This window comes from Deltaproteobacteria bacterium (assembly GCA_018668695.1).
Classification (GTDB): Bacteria; Myxococcota; XYA12-FULL-58-9; order XYA12-FULL-58-9; family JABJBS01; genus JABJBS01.
In genome coordinates this window covers 16,431-33,352 of sequence record JABJBS010000232.1, presented here as the reverse complement: position 1 = coordinate 33,352, position 16,922 = coordinate 16,431, and the positions used below count along the sequence as shown (strand labels likewise).

Below are 16,922 nucleotides of genomic sequence, written 5' to 3'. Positions count from 1 at the left end.
GCCAACCTTTACACGAGATCTCTTGACTCGTAGAGTTAAGCTGCCGAGAGGCGAGGAGGTCGTATCCATGTCGATACCCGAGAAGATGATGGCAGTTGTAACCACGGGAAATGGTGGCTACGACAAGCTAGAGTACAAAGAAGTTCCGACACCTAAACCAGGGCCCGGTGAAGTACTGCTTCAGGTGCTTGCCGCTGGCGTGAACAACACTGAAATCAACACTCGACTGGGTTGGTACTCGAAGACCGTTACATCGGCAACCGACTCACAAGCCGCCACCGAAGAGGACGACCCAACGCACAAGGAAGATGGTGGCTGGAATGAGAAGACCCCATTTCCGTTTATCCAAGGAACCGATTGTTGTGGCCGCGTGGTGACCGCCGGTGAGGGAATCGACGAGAGCCTCATGGGCAAACGTGTGATGGTACGTGCGTGCATGCGCGGTCCTGATGGGTTTGCTTCCATGGATAATATTTGGATGGCGTCAGACTTTGACGGTGCATTTGCACAATTTGTTAAAGTACCGGCCACTGAAGTCTTCCCAGTGGATTGTGATTGGAGTGACGTGGAGTTGGGCTCCATTCCATGTGCCTACGGTACAGCCGAGAGTATGGTTCATCGTTCAGGCGTGAAAGCGGGAGATCATGTACTGGTGCCAGGTGCTTCCGGGGGCGTAGGTTCAGCTGTGGTACAGCTTAGCAAGCGGCGGGGGGCTAAGGTCACGGCTATTTGCGGGAAGGCGAAGGCAGAGCGCGTAAAAGCATTAGGCGCAGATCAGGTTTTTACTGGTCGCCACGGAGATTCCGAATGGAAAGCGATGATGCTGCAAATCAAAGATTCTGCGGATGTGATTATCGACAATGTGGGCGGCGATGGCTTCCCGGATATGATTGACGCTATGAAGCGCGGCGGCCGCTATGCAACCAGTGGCGCTATCAGCGGTCCTATTGTGAGCCTCGATTTAAGAACAATGTATTTGAGAGACCTTACTCTTATTGGGTGTACTGCCTGGGATGAGCCTGTATTTCCCAACCTCGTTGGGTATATCGAGCGGGGTGAAATTAAACCTCTTATTGCTCAGACCTTTGCACTGGAAGAAATCGCCGAAGCTCAAAAAACGTTTCTTGAGAAGAAGCATGTAGGTAAATTTGTGTTGGTGCCCGCTGATGTTGAAAGTTAAGAGAGGTCCTTATGGAAGAGAGAGCTGAGATATTACCACCGGAGCTCAAGGAAATCGCTCCTGTCTGGAGAGATTGGCATACAGTTGGCGATGATTTTAGACGCTTTGAGGGACTGGCGAAGGTTGAGCAAGAAGCCATTATGCGCGGTGAGACGGTAGCATCCGAAGTGGTCATCAACGATGACATGCTTTGGGGAAGTGTTTTTCGTTATGAGGCTTCGATGAAGCCGGAAGAGCTTGCGGCAGTGTTTCATGATTACGATGGTCAGTATCGTTTTGTGCCAGGTATGCCGGAGACGAGAGTTGTAAATCGTACCGAAAAGCTGCACCGGGTTTTTCACCGTATTAATCCCATTACCTTTTTGTCGCATGGAGCACAGACTTCATGGCCTGCTTGGCTCTACAATGCGCTTTGTTATTCCTATCAGCTTGATGAAGAGGTTTTCAGTACACCCACCAACGATGGGCCGGGCTATGCCATCCGCTGGACGATTCCGCTTGAGACCCAGGTGATGGGCGCGCGCGAGAATGGTGAGATCATGTTTACCCGAATGGGTGCGGGCACCTTAATGTCCTATAACAACGCTACTGAGCCTTTTGGCTATAAAACACTCAAGGCTATTGTACCTGATGGACTCCTAACGAGGCTCTACATCGCCATGGGGAATGTTGCGAGCGATTACTACAAGCGCACGGTAGAGGGTTTTTTGGATGTCGCCAAAGGCATGAGTTCGGATGCTCTCAAAGTTGATGTTGAGCGGATGCTGTCGCAGCCAGGGCTTTGATTTCGAGCTGAGGCACTTCTTGTGGTTTTTCTTATGGGGCTGATTGTTCATGGTAGCTGAAGTTTAAGTTTTTACGCCTTGTCCATTTATCCTGGAATTTCACAAACAATTCATCAGATGCTGTCTCGAAAACTTTCATTCTTAAGTAATCTTCTTCGTTGGTGTGTCATTGAGTTCCCGGTTCAGCAACGACTGCTCGAGCGCTACCCAGACCATCTTAAGTTCATGCCAGGTAGATGAAATCTTAATTCTTGGTTGCCAGTTCGGTTGGCTCCAAGAGCCACTGAAAGTTATCCAGTAGCACAAGGGAGTCCATAGACGAGTCGCCGGTATCCCAAATCAGGAACTCAATGGTAATTTCTTCTCCAGGAACGACCGGTGCCGAGGTCGTGAGCCAGCTTGTCGCCCCAGAGTTGTCTGTCCTTGTAGAAAAGGTCAGAAGTTCTTCAGGTCCGTCCGGGCAAGCACCCAGCGATGTTTCACAGAGGTCGGTTTCTTCGTTGCAGGTAAGTGTGCCGGGGCAACCGTCCCCGTCTTCGTCGCCGTAACCACTGTAAGCATCGTAGACGGTACCTGGCTCCTGGCAAGTCATGGGAGCACACGTTGTGAAGAAGGCGTTGTTAACCGAAACAGGGTTCCCGGCTGCATCAAAGGAGATATTTTTGTCTTCTGGTATGTCGCTGTGCTCGCTGGTTAACATAGCGAGAAAGAAGTCATTAAACTCGGTGCAAATAAATTGCGGGTATTCATAGCTAAAAAACCTGAACTCAAATTGGAAACCCATTGCATTGGTTGGGACACGGATTCTCGCACTCACTTTGACTGTGTCGTAGAAGGTTGCATTGGGGACAGCGCATCCGTCTGCCGTGACGAGCTCATTGTTATGAGCTAGCAGGTAGTCTTCGGGCCCCGACTGTTCGACATAGACGCCGTCTGAGATATCTTCGGTATAGCCTGGGTCCTCAACGCCTCTGGCATCACCCGAGGATAGAACCGTCAATGTTGAGTTTTTCCGTGTAGGCATGCTGCCCGCTGAAAAGCCCTCCAGTACGCTTGTTTGTATCTCCAAAGGAGACGCAGTGCCGGAGATGTTGGAGGTCGTACTCTCAATGACTCCCCATTTATGAGGGTCGTCTCCTGTGAATTGGCATAGGTCCATTGCCATAATGAGATCTGACCCGGTGACCGCATCAAGAACCATGGATTCACTGCAATCTGTTGCGGGTTCGTTGTCGATAACTCCGTCACAATCGTCATCCAGTTCATTGCCGGCTACATCAAAGGCACCCGGATTCACGAGGGCTGGGTTCTCCGCGCAGTGTTGCATGGGGTCATCGCAGCAATCGCCATCACACATGGTAAAGCCGTCACCATCGGCATCTTCTATTTCGTCGATGGTACCATCACAGTCTTGATCGATGCCGTCGGGTTCACAGAGTTCGTAGATGGGCAGTGTTTGGCCTTCACATGGCCCCCATTCGTTACCGTTACAGGTCTCGATTCCACTGGCACAGGCTCCGACCCCCGCAGTTTCTGGGGCACCGTAATAGCATTCTCGCTGATCGCCAATGCTACAGCTGCATTCACCCAAGGTCTCACATCCATTGATTAAGATTCCATCGCAGTCCGAGAAACCTTCGCTGCATATGCACGCATCGTCTACACAAGTCTGATTGTCTAAGCAGTTGTGGCATCCTACGGCGTCGGAGTTTTCCTCGACAGGCAGGCCGGAAGTTGTATTTCGACTATTCATACAACCGCCCGATAGAAGAGCGAAACAAAGAGCAATACTTAAGAAGACGCACCTCGATGGGCGAGAGATGGACTCGTTCATGATGTATCCTTTTATGCGAATCTTGGTGCAAGGCTGTGAATCATTGCAGTCAAGAGACTTCGAATTTTTGCGAAGGCTAACAACCCAAATTTCAGTCGGCCAGGGTGAAAATTTGAATTAAGCGGTAGAATTTAAGCCCAATGTGATCTTGAAAAAGTGAACAATGTGCCGGGCTTACCTACATCATAAGCAGTTGGACTCAGTTGAGGCTTTAGAATGTCCCGAGAGGGCGTTTAGACCGGGAATAGCGAAGGTTTGAATTACTTACGCAGAAGTCGGTTGCCTCGGTTTGAGCTAAGCGCGGAGCGCTATTACCTAAATTTGTGGGCACCGACCTCTAGATTCAGAGGATAAGTCGGAATGTTCAAATCAAGCGACCATCGACTTTAGCTCATAATCTCCTCATTATATAACTGTTAGGGCCTTCGAAAAATAAGGAGATTTCTATGATATTTCGTTCTCTGACTCTGATGTCCGTTCTGGCTACGTTCTTTTTGCTAGCCTCTTGCAGTGATTCTGCAACGACTGACGAAAGACCAACGCTACCCATACCTGCAGAAGATGCAGGTATTCAGTTTAGCTTTGAGTATACAGTGCCTGCAGCCAGTGAGGTCTGGAAATGCGCTGTCTATTCGGTACCGTCCGATGACTTTTCCTACATCAACAGCGTTGAGTCGATATCGAATGCCGGCATGCATCACATGACCTTAGGCACCATGGGGTTTACTGGGCCGCAGTTTGAAGATGGAGTCTATGACTGTGAGGAGTTACTCTTAGAGAATATGACCGACTTGATTCTTTTCTTCGGTAACCAAGGCGGAGATAATAACTTTAGTCTACCAGAAGGTGTAGTGGCGACTATTCCGCCGGGAATTAAGGTCATTCACGAATTACATTACGTGAACCCAACTGAAGAACCCGTAGACATCTATTCTTACGTGAATGGCTATTATATTTCTCAAGATGAAATCACCGATGGCATCTGGGGCGGACAAATTCGTGACGAAACGCTAGATGTAAAGGATGGCGAGGACTCCGTTGAGTGGACACGGTGCGTGATGAATGAGGCCGTTGATGTACTCTTTATCGGATCACATACGCACAAGCTGGGTGTGGAGTTTACCGTTGCAAAGTTTGATGGAGAAAATACAGGTGAAGTGTTTTACCGCAACACAGATTGGCACGACCCAAAAATTGTCCAGTTTGAAGAGCCTATTCGCCTAGAAGTGGGAGAAGGTTTTGAGTACCAGTGTACATTCCGAAACAATACGGGAGCCGACGTGGCTTACGGTTCAACTGCTGCAGACGAAATGTGTAACTTGACGATTGTTCACACGCCAGACAGCCAATCGGCTCAGTGTGAAGTTGTTGAAACAAGTGATGGGGTGATTTGGTCTAGAAACTAAAGCGCTGCTCGTGAGATGAACGAGATTATCGCCAAGCAACTGTCTTAGCGATAGTCTCTCTCCGAGTTAAACCAGTCTTCTGCGGTATAAGCCCGTCGCCAAGAAAGTTAGCAACATCCAGCTGATGGAATATCCATACGTTGGTTGTGAGGCGGCGCTGCAGCCAGAACTTTCAGTCTCAGAATCAGACGCGTTGTTTGAAGCACCCACTGTGTCTTCTTTGTCGTCGTCATCCTCGCTCTCATCATCACCGTTATCTTCACTTTCATCATTTTCATCGGTCTCATCACCGGTTTCAGTTGTGCTATCTCCGGTATCGTCACAATTTCCACCTGTTCCACTATCGCCGCTGGTGTCAGAGGCATCGCCAGGAGCATTGCTCGACTGAGGCTGAAGGACCAAAACACCAATGCCAAATCCTTGATCAACAATTGAAACCACAGCCCCATCGTCGTGGAGGGAGACATATTCTGATGCTGAATCAGGCGCTTCTGTTTCGCCTGGCTCTAGGAACGAGTCCACCCGGTGCCAGACTTCGTTGCCATTCTTATCAAGCTTAACCAATAGGGCTCGCCAAGTTCGTCTGGGATCTTGCATACACTCTGTGTGAATCGCGGAGCCCGTACTGTACTCTCCGCAACCTTCGATGCCCGTACCGCAGGCTACGACCATGCCGCCATCCTGAGTTCCTTGAGTTCCCCAGCACTCGTCATAGATTAAGGTGGGGTTTCCGGCACCGAGACCAGCGAACGCTCCGATACCGCCGACGGGATTGCCCACGGCTTTGTGCCAGACCACATCTCCGCTAAGGCTCAGCCGGGTGATGCTCCCATCGATACCGCCTTGTTCTGGGTGGTAGTGTCCAACGAGGACGATGCCTTGGGCACTGCCATTTTCAGTCAAGATGGCAACGTCCGTGATCTCTCCATGGTCGGGATATTGATTGGACCATTGCACGTCACCCGATGCGCTTACCTGAAACACATGACCGGCTCCTTCGTCAGCATCGAGCGCTGCAACAATGTAGCTTCCGTTTGGAAGCTGTCTTACGCCTTTGCCAGAATTGGCGCCGGCCAGAGTGGTTATCCAAGCAGAAGACTGGGGAGCGCCGTTGGAGCTTAGTTGGTCAGCGGTGAAGTACTCGAGGAATGCAGACCCATCTGAAGGATTGCCGTAGGACTTAAAGCCTTCAATGCTTCCTGGCTGGGCATTCATCACGCCGGTGAGAACCATGCCACCATCCGCGGTAATGAGCATGCTTTCGTAGGCGCCGTCGCGCGCGCTGCTGGGGTCGGCGAGGGTGGCTTCCCAGATCTTAGAACCGGTTGCGAGGTCGTATTTAACGAGGTAACGGTCTATGGTGGCGCCGTTGGCGTATTTAAATCCAGAAGCAAAAAGGGCCGAGCTCGTTGATACGACGTTGTTGAAACCATCCATATTGCCATTGCTGCCGATGGTTTGACTCCATCCGTAATTGGAAAAGTCTTCTGCTTCCATAAACGATGTACCGCTCAGAGAATCACCGTTGAATTTCAATATAAACCCATCTTGGTTACCAGAGGTATCCATCGACTTTCCGACCACTGCGTAGCCACCGTCTGCGGTTGTGATACCGTGAACAGGGTGAGGGTCTTCGCCGCAGCAATCTTCACCGAATCCAATATAAAACGAAGGAGCGGGTGCGTTGTCGCTGACTCCTGTGCTGGCGAGGCTGAGAGTAGGACTCAAGCACCAGGCGACCAGAAGTAGACAGAGAGCGGGGAAGGTGTGGGGAATGTTATAACGAGTAGGGAATATGGCAGAGGGGGACACATGAAGCTCCATTCGCGGGCCTTTCGCCGGACTTAGCTAAGCCTCGCAAAATGTAGGACCCGCCATTCATCAACATGGGTAACTTTTTAGATAGCAAACGGTTCATTCGAGACGATAGTCTCAGAATTCAAAAGCGGAAAACTGTTTAAGTGCCTTAAAAAGAGTAGGTTGAAGGCTTGTCGTCCAGTTGGATACCTGCACGAAAACACCACGCTATGGGTAGGAGAAGAGTAGCAGATTGGGCTACGGATCAATCGCGGCGAATACCCCAGGCGGTTATCGGTTCTTCAATACCCTTAACTTTCTCTTCACCGAGTTGTATTAATTGACTGGTATGATTTGCGATACTTTCTGAGAATACAGCTGATGCACCGAATGTTTTGCAAAGGCTTTCAAGGCGGCTGGCTAAATTAACAGCTGGTCCCATCACTGTAAAATCGAGCCGTTGTTCTGTGCCGATATTTCCATAAAGTACTTCTCCCACATGGCCACCAAAACCAATACCCAAGGGTAGCTTTAAGTTCTCTCCCAATTCCGCAACGCCGGATACGGATTCCTGCACTGTTCCGACCATCGACTCAGAGACGTTTTGGCTGTTGTGGTCTTTATCGATGGGGAAAATAATAAGCATGGCATCGCCGATGAATTTTAGAATTTCACCTCCGAACTTTTGTACAGAAGGCCCAATGACATCAAAGACAGAGTTAACGATGGGGACGATGCCCTCGGCTCCAAGTTTTTCAGTTAAGGCCGTAAACCCTCGTATGTCGCAAAATAAGATTCCCGCTTCAATCTTTTGAGTGTTGCCGCGAACAAATTCCCCAGCAAGTACTTTCGGCCCGGTAATTCGTCCGATGTAGCTTTGCGCGAGGTGCGCCGCTGCGGAACCCTGGTATAGTGCGTCGAGCGTGCTTGAGAAGAGCGGCTCCAGCACCGTTAGCACGTCTTCAACGACTTCAGGGAACCTAGAACGACAGGCGATACTCATCGGTTGGATAGTTTTGTTGGGAAGAGACAAAGCCATGGCGATGTAGTCTTTGTAACCATCTTCGGTCAGTTGTTTTAAACGCTTGAATTCATGTTGGATTGCCTCGAGATCAAATCGAGCAAAGTCGCAGTGGTCAACGACCAATGGATAATAGGGAGAGCCGCGCAGAGAGTCGGGCACACTGGCTTTATCTTGCGGTGAGTCGCTGTGGGGCCAGTACTGAAGTTGAACCTCTGAGTCTCTTATCCAAGTAAGGTTCGCAAATGAGTAGATGGGATGGCGAAACCCGAAGAGCCTTGATGCTGGAAGATTGACTCGGTCTGCCTTAATACCAAATGACTCCAGGACTTGAGCGACGCCGAAAACAAAAGGGCCGAGGCATCCTAAAGTCCGAGACTTGTCCAGGCAATCACGCAAGGTAGCTCCGGCTTGTTTGAGCCGGTGTGTGGGAATACTTGGCACTGCTGTCATTGGATCTGTCATTCTTTACCTGACATTAGAGTAACTTATCAGATAGGTCGGCGAAGGACTTACCTAGCATATTCGGGTGATAAGAACATAAGAATCAGTAAATGTTCAAGTCGGGCAGCGAGCCATTCAGCAGGTTTTCTGGCGACCGGCCAGTCTTAAAAAGGTTACCGGATGCGTTGACGCTGCATGAAGCTCTTGTCGAAGAGTCCCAGGTTGATACCGAATGCGAGACCGTCGAGACCGTGGCCTAGGTGATTGATGCCGAATTCTACTCGGAGACGGTCGATTCCAGGGAAGAGTAGATGAGGCCCCATATATAGACTCTGTAGAAAGACCGGTTTGCCGTCGGTGGTCCGCCACTGCATCACCGCGTCGACTCCAAAAACCCATTGCAGCCCGTAATAAAGATTACTCCCCAGCACTTCGAATGCTGAGCGTTCAAAGAACTCCCAGCGGTACTCAAGTGTGGTTAACACCTCATGATGTGCGTAAAAGTCGGGTCGAAGTCCGTAGGTACGGAGTGTGTTGGCGCCTCCTGCATGCAGATAATCATAAGCGCCTTTTGTGCCTGGCCGGTAACGCCCTAAGATTGAAAGGACTGCTACATCCTGCCCAAACGCAGGGAGGTAAAATCTAGCGTCTCCTAGGAGCTCTTGGTAGTTTGCTGGTCCGCCTAGGAATCCACCAAATTGAGCAATGGTTAATTCGTAGTACTGGCCGAAGTGCGGGTTGAAGTATTTTTCACGGCTGTCGTAAATGAGGCCCATTCCTAATTTAGGCACCCAGTCTCTGTTGCCCTCGGACAAGAAAATCGGATGGGTGGTACCATCTCCAGGAGCAAAGCTGTTGGTCTCTGGGTCATGAGCAACCATAAAGAGTGAACCAATAAATACCAGCTTGAGAGGCCATTGCTCGACGATTTGATATTGCGTGCTGGCTTCTAGGTAAAAGGAGTCTTCTTTATAGTTTAGCAGTGGATTGATAGAGTTGGTGTGTACCGCTGTGACTTCCCACTTAATGGGAAGTCTCCCGATGGTGGGCGACTCTGAGTAGAGCATAAACTCCGTAGCAGAGAATGGGTCGGGTGCGAGAGTGGTTCTTATATAAAAATCTAACCGAATATCTGTTCCCATGATGCTTAAGGCTGAGATGCCACCACCACCGGACCAACCTTGTTGGTCTGTGGCCTTGATTGCAGGAAACGCAACGAAGCTAGGTAATTCAACGAATTGATAAACCAACACGATACCACCGGGCTCAACCTTGTGGGTTAAGTCGATGGTCGTGAAGATGTCTAGATTTTCGAATGCCGTCTTCTCTTTCTTCCAGAGAGAGCATTCGAAAGTTGTGCCGGGGCGATGTTGTAGGTACTGCTCAACCACCCACGTCTGAGTGAGATCAAGGCCTTGGTATTCGGTTAGAGTGATGGTTTGGGAGGTAGGTATGCTCTCACAGGGATCTACCGCTCCTGACGGAGCCGAGAAGAAGAGGCTAAGAACCAGTGGCAAGTACATGTTATTGAGTGTTCTTAATTATTTGTCTGATTTTTTCTTAAGCGCGCTCTTGTCATCATTTCCGAATTCCACACAGGCCAAATCGTAATAGTCTTCGGGCTCAGGGTTTTTGAGTTTGGCAACAGTGTTGTGGAGGCGTGCGAGTCGTCGGTATTCCGCTTCATCAAATGGGTGGAGGAGTTCAAAACCCATTCCTTTTACCATCAAAGCAATGCCTCGGTCGATAAGCGCTTGGTCGTCCGAGTCTGCGCCGAGGCACATGGCGGAGCGTGCTGCGATATTGGCGCTTGAAACGTCAAATATCTTCATTTGCTGAGCGTATTTCCAAGACTTCTCTTTGTCTCCTCTGACGCCCGAGAGAAGCTTGAACAGCCACCAGTCGGGAGCTAGCCGGTAATATTCTGCTAGGGCACCGAGAGCTACGTGCTTAGAGTCAACTTTCCATGGAGCCATCGGACATCTGTCTGATTCTTTGAGTAGCATTTCATGAGCTTTATGCATTTCGTCTTGGACGTCTGAAATCTCAGAGAGGGTATCGAAGATGCCTTCGGCGATGGCCAGGGCACCGTGAGAAGCTGCAAAGGTTAACCAGCAGTCTGGATTTGTTTGGGTCACATTTAGGCATTGTTTACTTTTAGAGAATCCCAATTTGAGAAGGTCGATTTGTTTGTCGAGCTGGTCCTCCGGGAGTCGGCGCGCAACAATGAAGTAGTTAACAGATAGGTGCCAAAGGATAACCGGCTCGTTGGGGTATTTTTTATCGAGCTCTTTGAGTAGCTTATTCGACCCGAGGAGGTTGTCGGCGTAACTGTTGTCGAGGCACTGCTCAAATACTTTGGTGATGTCTGCTTGAATTGCCGGCTCGTAATTGCTGAGCTCTCGGGTAAGGAATTCTCGGTAGTCTTGCCTAAATTGCTCGATGGCGGCTTTACCCTTGGGAGAGACTTTCGCAAAGTCGAATGATTTTTTTTCCTGAACCAATTGCGTGGCGTGGGCAGGTGCACCAACACTCAAAATGATAAACAAGCTCAATAGAGATGATTTCCAACATTTGAATTGAGTACAGAGCCGAGCACGAAGGTTCATGATTATTTCCATTGCGTAAGATTGAGGTGCGCTTGTTCAAAGTTATTTGAACCCCAATGTCTACTCCTAAATAGGAGAAACACAATATCAAGGATCATCTTATTGGGCCTCGGAGTTGATTACGGTGTCTCAGGCTTTTTTCACGTGAAATGATAAGGGATTGATGCAGCTCCACAAAATCTCAAGGTATTTGATAGTAAGGGAAAAAGCATGAATGCCCAATCTACCATCAGTAAAGAGTTTTCCGTTATTAAACGAATGGTTACGAATCGTTTTCGCACAACTTCCGTGAGCGGATCTCAAGTTCGCATTATCGAGAACTTCCTTCCCGAGGAGGAATTTGAACGGCTCAAAGCCGTCGCCCGAGAAGAGAAAGAGAAGTTGTACCGTAAGAATTCTGGCATGCGCAGTGGTGCGGCCATGAGTTCACAAGACTTACGTGCAGGTGCCTGTGCGCAGCTGGCTGAGTCGCTGATCAATGAAAAGACTTTGGACAGTGCCCGTGACTCGCTGGGCTTGCCTGACCTGCAGTTTATCGGCTCAGAAGATACCAATCAGCTCAGTTTGCTCTACTACGGCGAGGCGGGTGACGGTATTGACTGGCACTTTGATGGTAATATCTATCTGGGCGACCGTTGGGCGGGTATCTTCACGCTTCAAGAAGACACGACTGATGAATTTTCCAAGCTTGAGTTGAAAGAAGACGACGGCTCTATTCGACAGTTCCCAACGAAGCTTATGCCCAACAGTTTGGCGTTGTTTCAGGGCGATAAAATGATTCACCGGGTTCGCGGAATGAACGAAGGTGAAGAGCGTATGGTTGTGAATCTTTTGTTTTCAACCAACCCAGAGCCGAGTAAGAATCCATTGCTTCAGCTTTACCAAAGTACCGTGAATTACTTTTTCTACGGGAAGCCTAAGCCGTAACTTATAAAAACCAGTAGTCGAGGCCGATGGATAAAACATAGGTGTCGACCTGGAGTTCCAAGTTGTTGTTACGATTCATCCCGGGTTCGTCCAGCATGGCCATAAAGCCCATCACCAGTCTTAAATCTTGAGTTGCCTGATAGGCGCCACCCAATGCAATGAAATGGCCAGGCATGCTGAAGCGGTTGCCTGCTCGAGTGTCTTGGCGGTAACCGCTGTGGAGGTGAAGATAACCCGCGCTGAGCAGGAGGTCTTCGTTCAATTGATACTCAACCCCCACACCTGTCTCCCAACCGTCCTTTAACTGGCTGCTTGGGTCGTAGCCGAGCAATTCACCGATCTCTGCTTGAGAGTTGAAGAACCATGCAAACGAAAGCTGAACACTTAATTCGGGCAGGATGTGGTAATTCACGCCGGTGGTAAATTGGGCGGGGATATCGCTGCGTGTGGGCTCCCCAGTGATGATACCGGCCGTATCGATGGTTGGCGTGGTGGTCATCTCAATTTTTGTGAGGGTCTCGTATTTAAAAGCAATGTCTAGGTTATCCAGGGGGCGCAAATGGACACTCAGCAACCCGGAAAAGCCATAGCCACGTTGGTCAGCGTCGACCTCAATCATCTCAGTACCGTCGGCTGCATCACCCCAGCCAAAGTCGACGTGTTCAACTTGGAAATCTGTCTTTAAGCCAATCTTACCCCAGGCGTAAATGATTTTTCCGCTTAGAGCGACAGAGACCCAATCCGCTGCTTTGTAAGTGGTCCCCAGCATCAAACCGCCGTAATAGGTTCCAGCGGCAAGTTCGCTCTTGTCAAAGTCGACGTCTTTATAAAAGTTTGGAGCTCCGGTTTGCTCCTCTACAATCGCATTGATGTTGTCTAAAACGTATTTTGTATTTTCAAGCAGAATAGGATGGTTACCCTCTAGCGCGATAACGCCGCCAGCTAAGATGCCGGTGGTCATGTGAAAAGCGAAGTCGCCCGTGTTGTAGGAGGCCATCATCATGGGACTTGGAATAACAACATCGTAGGCAATTTCTTCGGGGTTGTACTTGAGGTCACCATCGTGTCCAACCAGTGCAAGTGCCTCTGGATCAGTGATGGTAAAACGGCTTTTTAAGACTGTCGATTGGTTAAGCAATTTCAATCCGAAACCTTCACGCCCGAAAACCAAGCCGGCGGGGTTGTAGTAAGCAGCGTCGAGCTCGGTTGCGGCGTAGCGGTGCAAGCTTCTTGAGTATTCTGCGCTTAATCCTGAATATCTGTTGATTTTACCGGCAGCGTAAGCGTCGAAGCTACAAGCGAGCAGAACTGAAACAACAATTAAAAGGCGCATTGTAACCTCGCAGTGATGGGGTAGTGCCGGACGCTATTAACTGTTCTATCCCAACAGTCAACGAATAGTGTTATAGATAATGCTATATGGTTGTCGTTTGAGGTGCTAAAGGTTTTTGCTCAATCAAATATCAAGGTTTTGTCGTGAATATCTCGCCCATGAAGAAGATAATCGGTTTTGGCTGTCTCATTTTGAGTATGGTTCTCTACCTTATTATTTTTGCGCTGCCATTTATCGATGCAGACACGGAGACCAAAGTGGCCGTGGGAGGCGGGCTTTATGTGGCCAGCTATGCCGTGATGTTTGTTGGAGGTGCCGTGTTAGGCCGTGAAATTATGGACGAAATGAAAAAACGCTGGAAATCTTGGTTTCGGCGCAAAGCCGACCCGGCCCTTGTTTCTGAACCAGAAAAAGAAGAAGAGTAGAATTATCAGTGTCTTAGGCTCCAGTTGAGCAGAAGATTTTATGCTTGACGGATTGGTCCAGCTGTGTCAGATTGTCGGACAATCTGACAAAGGCATCCGATGACCGACCTCGAAATAAAACCCATCCCGAAGACCTCCATGGTCGATGCCGCTTTCGATGTGCTTCGTTCCCGTATTTTACGGGGCATCTTGGCTCCTGGCGACCGACTCCCAGCGGAGCAAGAGCTCGCACGTTTACTGGGAGTAAGCCGGAGTACGATTCGTGAGGCACTGAATCGATTAGCTTCAGCCAACCTGATCCGTATCCAGCACGGTGGAAGTAAGATTGTACTGGATTACCTTGAGCATGCGGGCCTTGAAGTGGTTCCAGTGCTCATTGAAGGTTCTGCATCCGAAGTTGACCCAAGTTTGGTTCGCTCTGTGACTGAGCTGCGTAATGTGATCACACCGGATGCGGCAAGGCTTGCGGCTGAGCGGGCATCTCCTGAAGAAATCAAAAAGATACGAACCTACGCCGATGCCATGCTTGTTGAGAACCAGTCCTTGAATGAGCTTACGGAAGGCTCTCTGAAATTCTGGAAGAGCATTGTCCTAGCCAGTGGCAATTTGGCCTACCGTTTGGGCTTTAACTCCATGGTGAGGAGCTTTGTTGAAGATACCGATGCTTTTAGACCTGTCATAGAGGAGGAACTCCGTGCTGGAGAACTCTATGTTGGCATCGCAAAGGCCATTCAATCGGGAAACGCGAAGCAGGCTGCCAAAAAGTCGCATCACTTGGTGTCTATTGGCAGCGATGCGATTTTAAAAATTATCGACCAAATTCAAAGAGCCGTTGTTAAGGCGGATTAAGGAATCTCTCATGCCTTTAAGTGTTTACCTTAAAGAGTTCTCAACCGCTATCGGAACACCCAGAGACGTCTTTCGCAAGATTGGCAATGCTTGGCGAACGATTGTGACAACGTTTAATCGCAAGGAACGTCAGGCGCGTTTAAACCAACTGAAGTCTCAGGGCCTCTTGGAAGAGATTCCAACTGAGTGGCAAATTTGGAACGCCTCTCGTGACATGTTGGTCAACTATATCATTCCTTCCAATGGTGAATTTTACGAGCATTACGAACAAAACCAGTACTGGCTTCAGTTCTTGCGTGTATTCGATGAGCCGAGCACTATGATGGATCCAACAGGGCTTGCGGTTTCACGTGATATGGTTGTGTCCCATCTACTGCATGTCGTACATATTTCGGCCGCCTACGATGTGGGACTCTTGCATATGTTTCCTGATGGCATTGAGGAACTCGAATCACAGCTTGAGCAATTTGTTGCGGGTTCTCACCCTCGTCAAACTGCGATTGAAACTCTGCTGGAGCGTCAGGAATATCCAGGTGAACTTTTAGCGGCGCTTAAGTTGTATAAAGAAAATCCACAGACACACTGGAAAGTTACAACCTTCGAGACACCTGATGGTTGTGAAGACTTATTGGAAGACGGGCTCGAGCAATACGGTACGATTGGCCGCCTCCTTAATTACTCACTTACACTTCCTGCCACGCCTTGGGCTTCGGCGCGCAAACGGCTCGGGTGGGGCTATGCGTCGGCTTAGACTGGCGACCTCAGTGCTACGCTTTCGCGTACGATGCTGGCTCAGTCGGTAAGTTTCCACTTGATTTGAAATTCGATTTCTTCTTCGTCCTTAGAGCGTTCATGTTCGATATTGCAAATTGCACCTTTGGGTACATTGACACGCTCTCCTGCGATTTGAATTCGGAAAGCTTTACCGCTCTCAAGGCTGTCGGCCAGGCGGCGAAGTTTCGCGGCTAGCTGCGACGTTGTGTACCCTTTTTCGAGGTCTCGGGATTTTTTCTTTGCTGCCATCTTTCAACGCTCCGTAATCGGTCAGGGGACGAGAGTAATTTAAGGATTAGTGTGTAGCCATCGTCAAAGTGGGCATGTCTGCGTAATCTGTGGCTTGCAATTGATACTCAATATCCTCTTTGTCTTGGGCGGAACCTTCTGCCTGTGTGAACGTGTATTTCGCAAAGTCTTTGCACCATTGGTCGTTGGTATTCAGGCATTCAACGGGATGAATATTTCCGCCCCATTCCTTAGCTTCGTTCACGAGTTCATGGCCAAGTTCGTCCGTGGTCTCTAGGCAGTCGGCGACAAAGCTTGGTGAGTAAACCATGATCTCTTTTTTGCCTTCCTTGATAAGGTCTTCGACGACCCTTTCGGTGTAGGGCGTTATCCATTCTTCCGAACCAAATCGGCTTTGAAAAGTCATCACTACCTGGTCGGGCGTCAGGTGTTCGAGCTTGTCGACAATCAGGCGGAAGGTTTCGTAACAATGGCGGTAATAGTCGTCGCCCTTGTCGATGATGCGCCTTTTTTGCATGCCGTGAAATGAAATCACCAGTTTGTCAATTTCGATGCCTTCAGCTTTGAGCTCTTTGACTCTCTGATCAACCTGGGTGACCGAGTTGTTGATGAACGCATGGGTACGGTGAAAGTTGGTAATAACTTCGAAGGTTGGAATCTTCACGCGTTTTGAAAGCTCTTTGGCTAATGCGTCAATGCCCGAAGCAATGGTCGCTTCTGAGTATTGAGGAAACATCGGAATGACCATCAGCTTCGTCGCTCCCACGCCGTTTTTTAAATCCTCTTCCCAGCTATCGTAGACATCGTGAACGAAAGGTGGGGAGAGCAGAAAAGCGTGGTTGACCTCAACATGGTCATTGGGATCGAGTGCTTTTAATTCCTCACGAACTTTGTCGGTAAAGTTTTGGGTATTCGTGATGAGGGGGAAGCTTTTGCCATCCCAAATTCGCGCGTAGAGTTGGGCTGATTTTTTGGGACGAAAGGGCAGTACAAAACAGTTAAGAATGAGCTTCCACACCCATGGATTGATGTCCACTACCCGTGGATCACCCAAGAATTCTCTAAGGTACTTACGGAGTGCTTTCGGCGTAGGTTCTTCGGGAGAGCCCAGCTGGACGAAAACGACCTTGGTTTTACGTTTCGGGGGTGTGAAATTCGTACGCATATTTTCTCTCCAATACCTTATTGGACGACTCTTAGACGCTAATGAGTAAAGACTCAATACTCAGCGGACCATTCGTGCGTCCCGACCTTATAAGGTGGTTCTGAAGTCACTTTTTCAAGGGCCT

Annotated in this window: 15 protein-coding genes; 7 read left to right on the top strand and 8 right to left on the bottom strand. The window is 49.3% G+C overall.

The window, feature by feature from the left end; genetic code table 11:
• Positions 1-85: 85 nt before the first annotated feature.
• Together HOK28_12250 and HOK28_12245 are read left to right on the top strand one after the other, a co-directional pair.
• Entirely contained in the window at positions 86-1,180 is a 1,095-nt protein-coding gene (locus HOK28_12250; GenBank protein ID MBT6433861.1) for a zinc-binding dehydrogenase, read from the top strand.
• Between the two features lie 11 nt (positions 1,181-1,191).
• Positions 1,192-1,965, top strand: coding sequence for a hypothetical protein (locus tag HOK28_12245; protein MBT6433860.1), 774 nt, complete (start codon positions 1,192-1,194; stop codon positions 1,963-1,965).
• A gap of 244 nt (positions 1,966-2,209) precedes the next feature.
• Here HOK28_12245 and HOK28_12240 read toward each other — a convergent pair whose 3' ends face one another.
• Entirely contained in the window at positions 2,210-3,718 is a 1,509-nt protein-coding gene (locus HOK28_12240) for a hypothetical protein (protein ID MBT6433859.1), read from the bottom strand.
• 527 nt (positions 3,719-4,245) lie between these two features.
• Between HOK28_12240 and HOK28_12235 the strand changes: the two genes are divergently transcribed.
• On the top strand, positions 4,246-5,205 hold the full coding sequence (locus HOK28_12235; protein ID MBT6433858.1) for a hypothetical protein: 960 nt from the start codon (positions 4,246-4,248) through the stop codon (positions 5,203-5,205).
• A gap of 66 nt (positions 5,206-5,271) precedes the next feature.
• Here the strand turns inward: HOK28_12235 and HOK28_12230 are convergent, their stop codons facing one another.
• The 4 genes from HOK28_12230 to HOK28_12215 form a co-directional block, all read right to left on the bottom strand.
• Positions 5,272-7,017 (bottom strand): hypothetical protein, encoded by a 1,746-nt coding sequence (locus tag HOK28_12230; GenBank protein ID MBT6433857.1) that lies wholly within the window; start codon positions 7,015-7,017, stop codon positions 5,272-5,274.
• Between the two features lie 250 nt (positions 7,018-7,267).
• The gene (locus HOK28_12225) at positions 7,268-8,476 is read right to left on the bottom strand and encodes an adenylate/guanylate cyclase domain-containing protein (GenBank protein ID MBT6433856.1); all 1,209 of its coding nucleotides are present in this window, start codon (positions 8,474-8,476) and stop codon (positions 7,268-7,270) included.
• Positions 8,477-8,640: 164 nt separating this feature from the next.
• Entirely contained in the window at positions 8,641-9,990 is a 1,350-nt protein-coding gene (locus HOK28_12220) for a BamA/TamA family outer membrane protein (GenBank protein ID MBT6433855.1), read from the bottom strand.
• A gap of 18 nt (positions 9,991-10,008) precedes the next feature.
• Complete coding sequence (locus tag HOK28_12215; GenBank protein ID MBT6433854.1) at positions 10,009-11,076, bottom strand: hypothetical protein; 1,068 nt, start codon at positions 11,074-11,076, stop codon at positions 10,009-10,011.
• Between the two features lie 210 nt (positions 11,077-11,286).
• Here HOK28_12215 and HOK28_12210 point away from each other — a divergent pair, with 210 nt between their 5' ends.
• Positions 11,287-12,003 (top strand): hypothetical protein, encoded by a 717-nt coding sequence (locus tag HOK28_12210; GenBank protein ID MBT6433853.1) that lies wholly within the window; start codon positions 11,287-11,289, stop codon positions 12,001-12,003.
• A 1-nt stretch (position 12,004) separates the two neighbouring features.
• On the opposite strand, the gene HOK28_12205 is transcribed toward HOK28_12210, so the two are convergent.
• On the bottom strand, positions 12,005-13,336 hold the full coding sequence (locus HOK28_12205; protein ID MBT6433852.1) for a hypothetical protein: 1,332 nt from the start codon (positions 13,334-13,336) through the stop codon (positions 12,005-12,007).
• Positions 13,337-13,494: 158 nt separating this feature from the next.
• On the opposite strand from HOK28_12205, the gene HOK28_12200 reads away from it, so the two are divergent.
• The 3 genes from HOK28_12200 (at position 13,495) to HOK28_12190 (ending at position 15,361) form a co-directional block, all read left to right on the top strand.
• Positions 13,495-13,761, top strand: coding sequence for a transporter suffix domain-containing protein (locus tag HOK28_12200; protein MBT6433851.1), 267 nt, complete (start codon positions 13,495-13,497; stop codon positions 13,759-13,761).
• A gap of 99 nt (positions 13,762-13,860) precedes the next feature.
• Positions 13,861-14,610 carry a FadR family transcriptional regulator gene (locus HOK28_12195; protein MBT6433850.1) on the top strand — a complete coding sequence of 250 codons (750 nt, stop codon included), beginning with the start codon at positions 13,861-13,863 and terminating at the stop codon, positions 14,608-14,610.
• A 10-nt stretch (positions 14,611-14,620) separates the two neighbouring features.
• The gene (locus tag HOK28_12190) at positions 14,621-15,361 is read left to right on the top strand and encodes a hypothetical protein (protein ID MBT6433849.1); all 741 of its coding nucleotides are present in this window, start codon (positions 14,621-14,623) and stop codon (positions 15,359-15,361) included.
• A 41-nt stretch (positions 15,362-15,402) separates the two neighbouring features.
• Here HOK28_12190 and HOK28_12185 read toward each other — a convergent pair whose 3' ends face one another.
• On the bottom strand, positions 15,403-15,633 hold the full coding sequence (locus HOK28_12185) for an amphi-Trp domain-containing protein (protein ID MBT6433848.1): 231 nt from the start codon (positions 15,631-15,633) through the stop codon (positions 15,403-15,405).
• A 46-nt stretch (positions 15,634-15,679) separates the two neighbouring features.
• Positions 15,680-16,798 carry a ferrochelatase gene (gene hemH / locus HOK28_12180; protein ID MBT6433847.1) on the bottom strand — a complete coding sequence of 373 codons (1,119 nt, stop codon included), beginning with the start codon at positions 16,796-16,798 and terminating at the stop codon, positions 15,680-15,682.
• Positions 16,799-16,922: the final 124 nt, after the last annotated feature.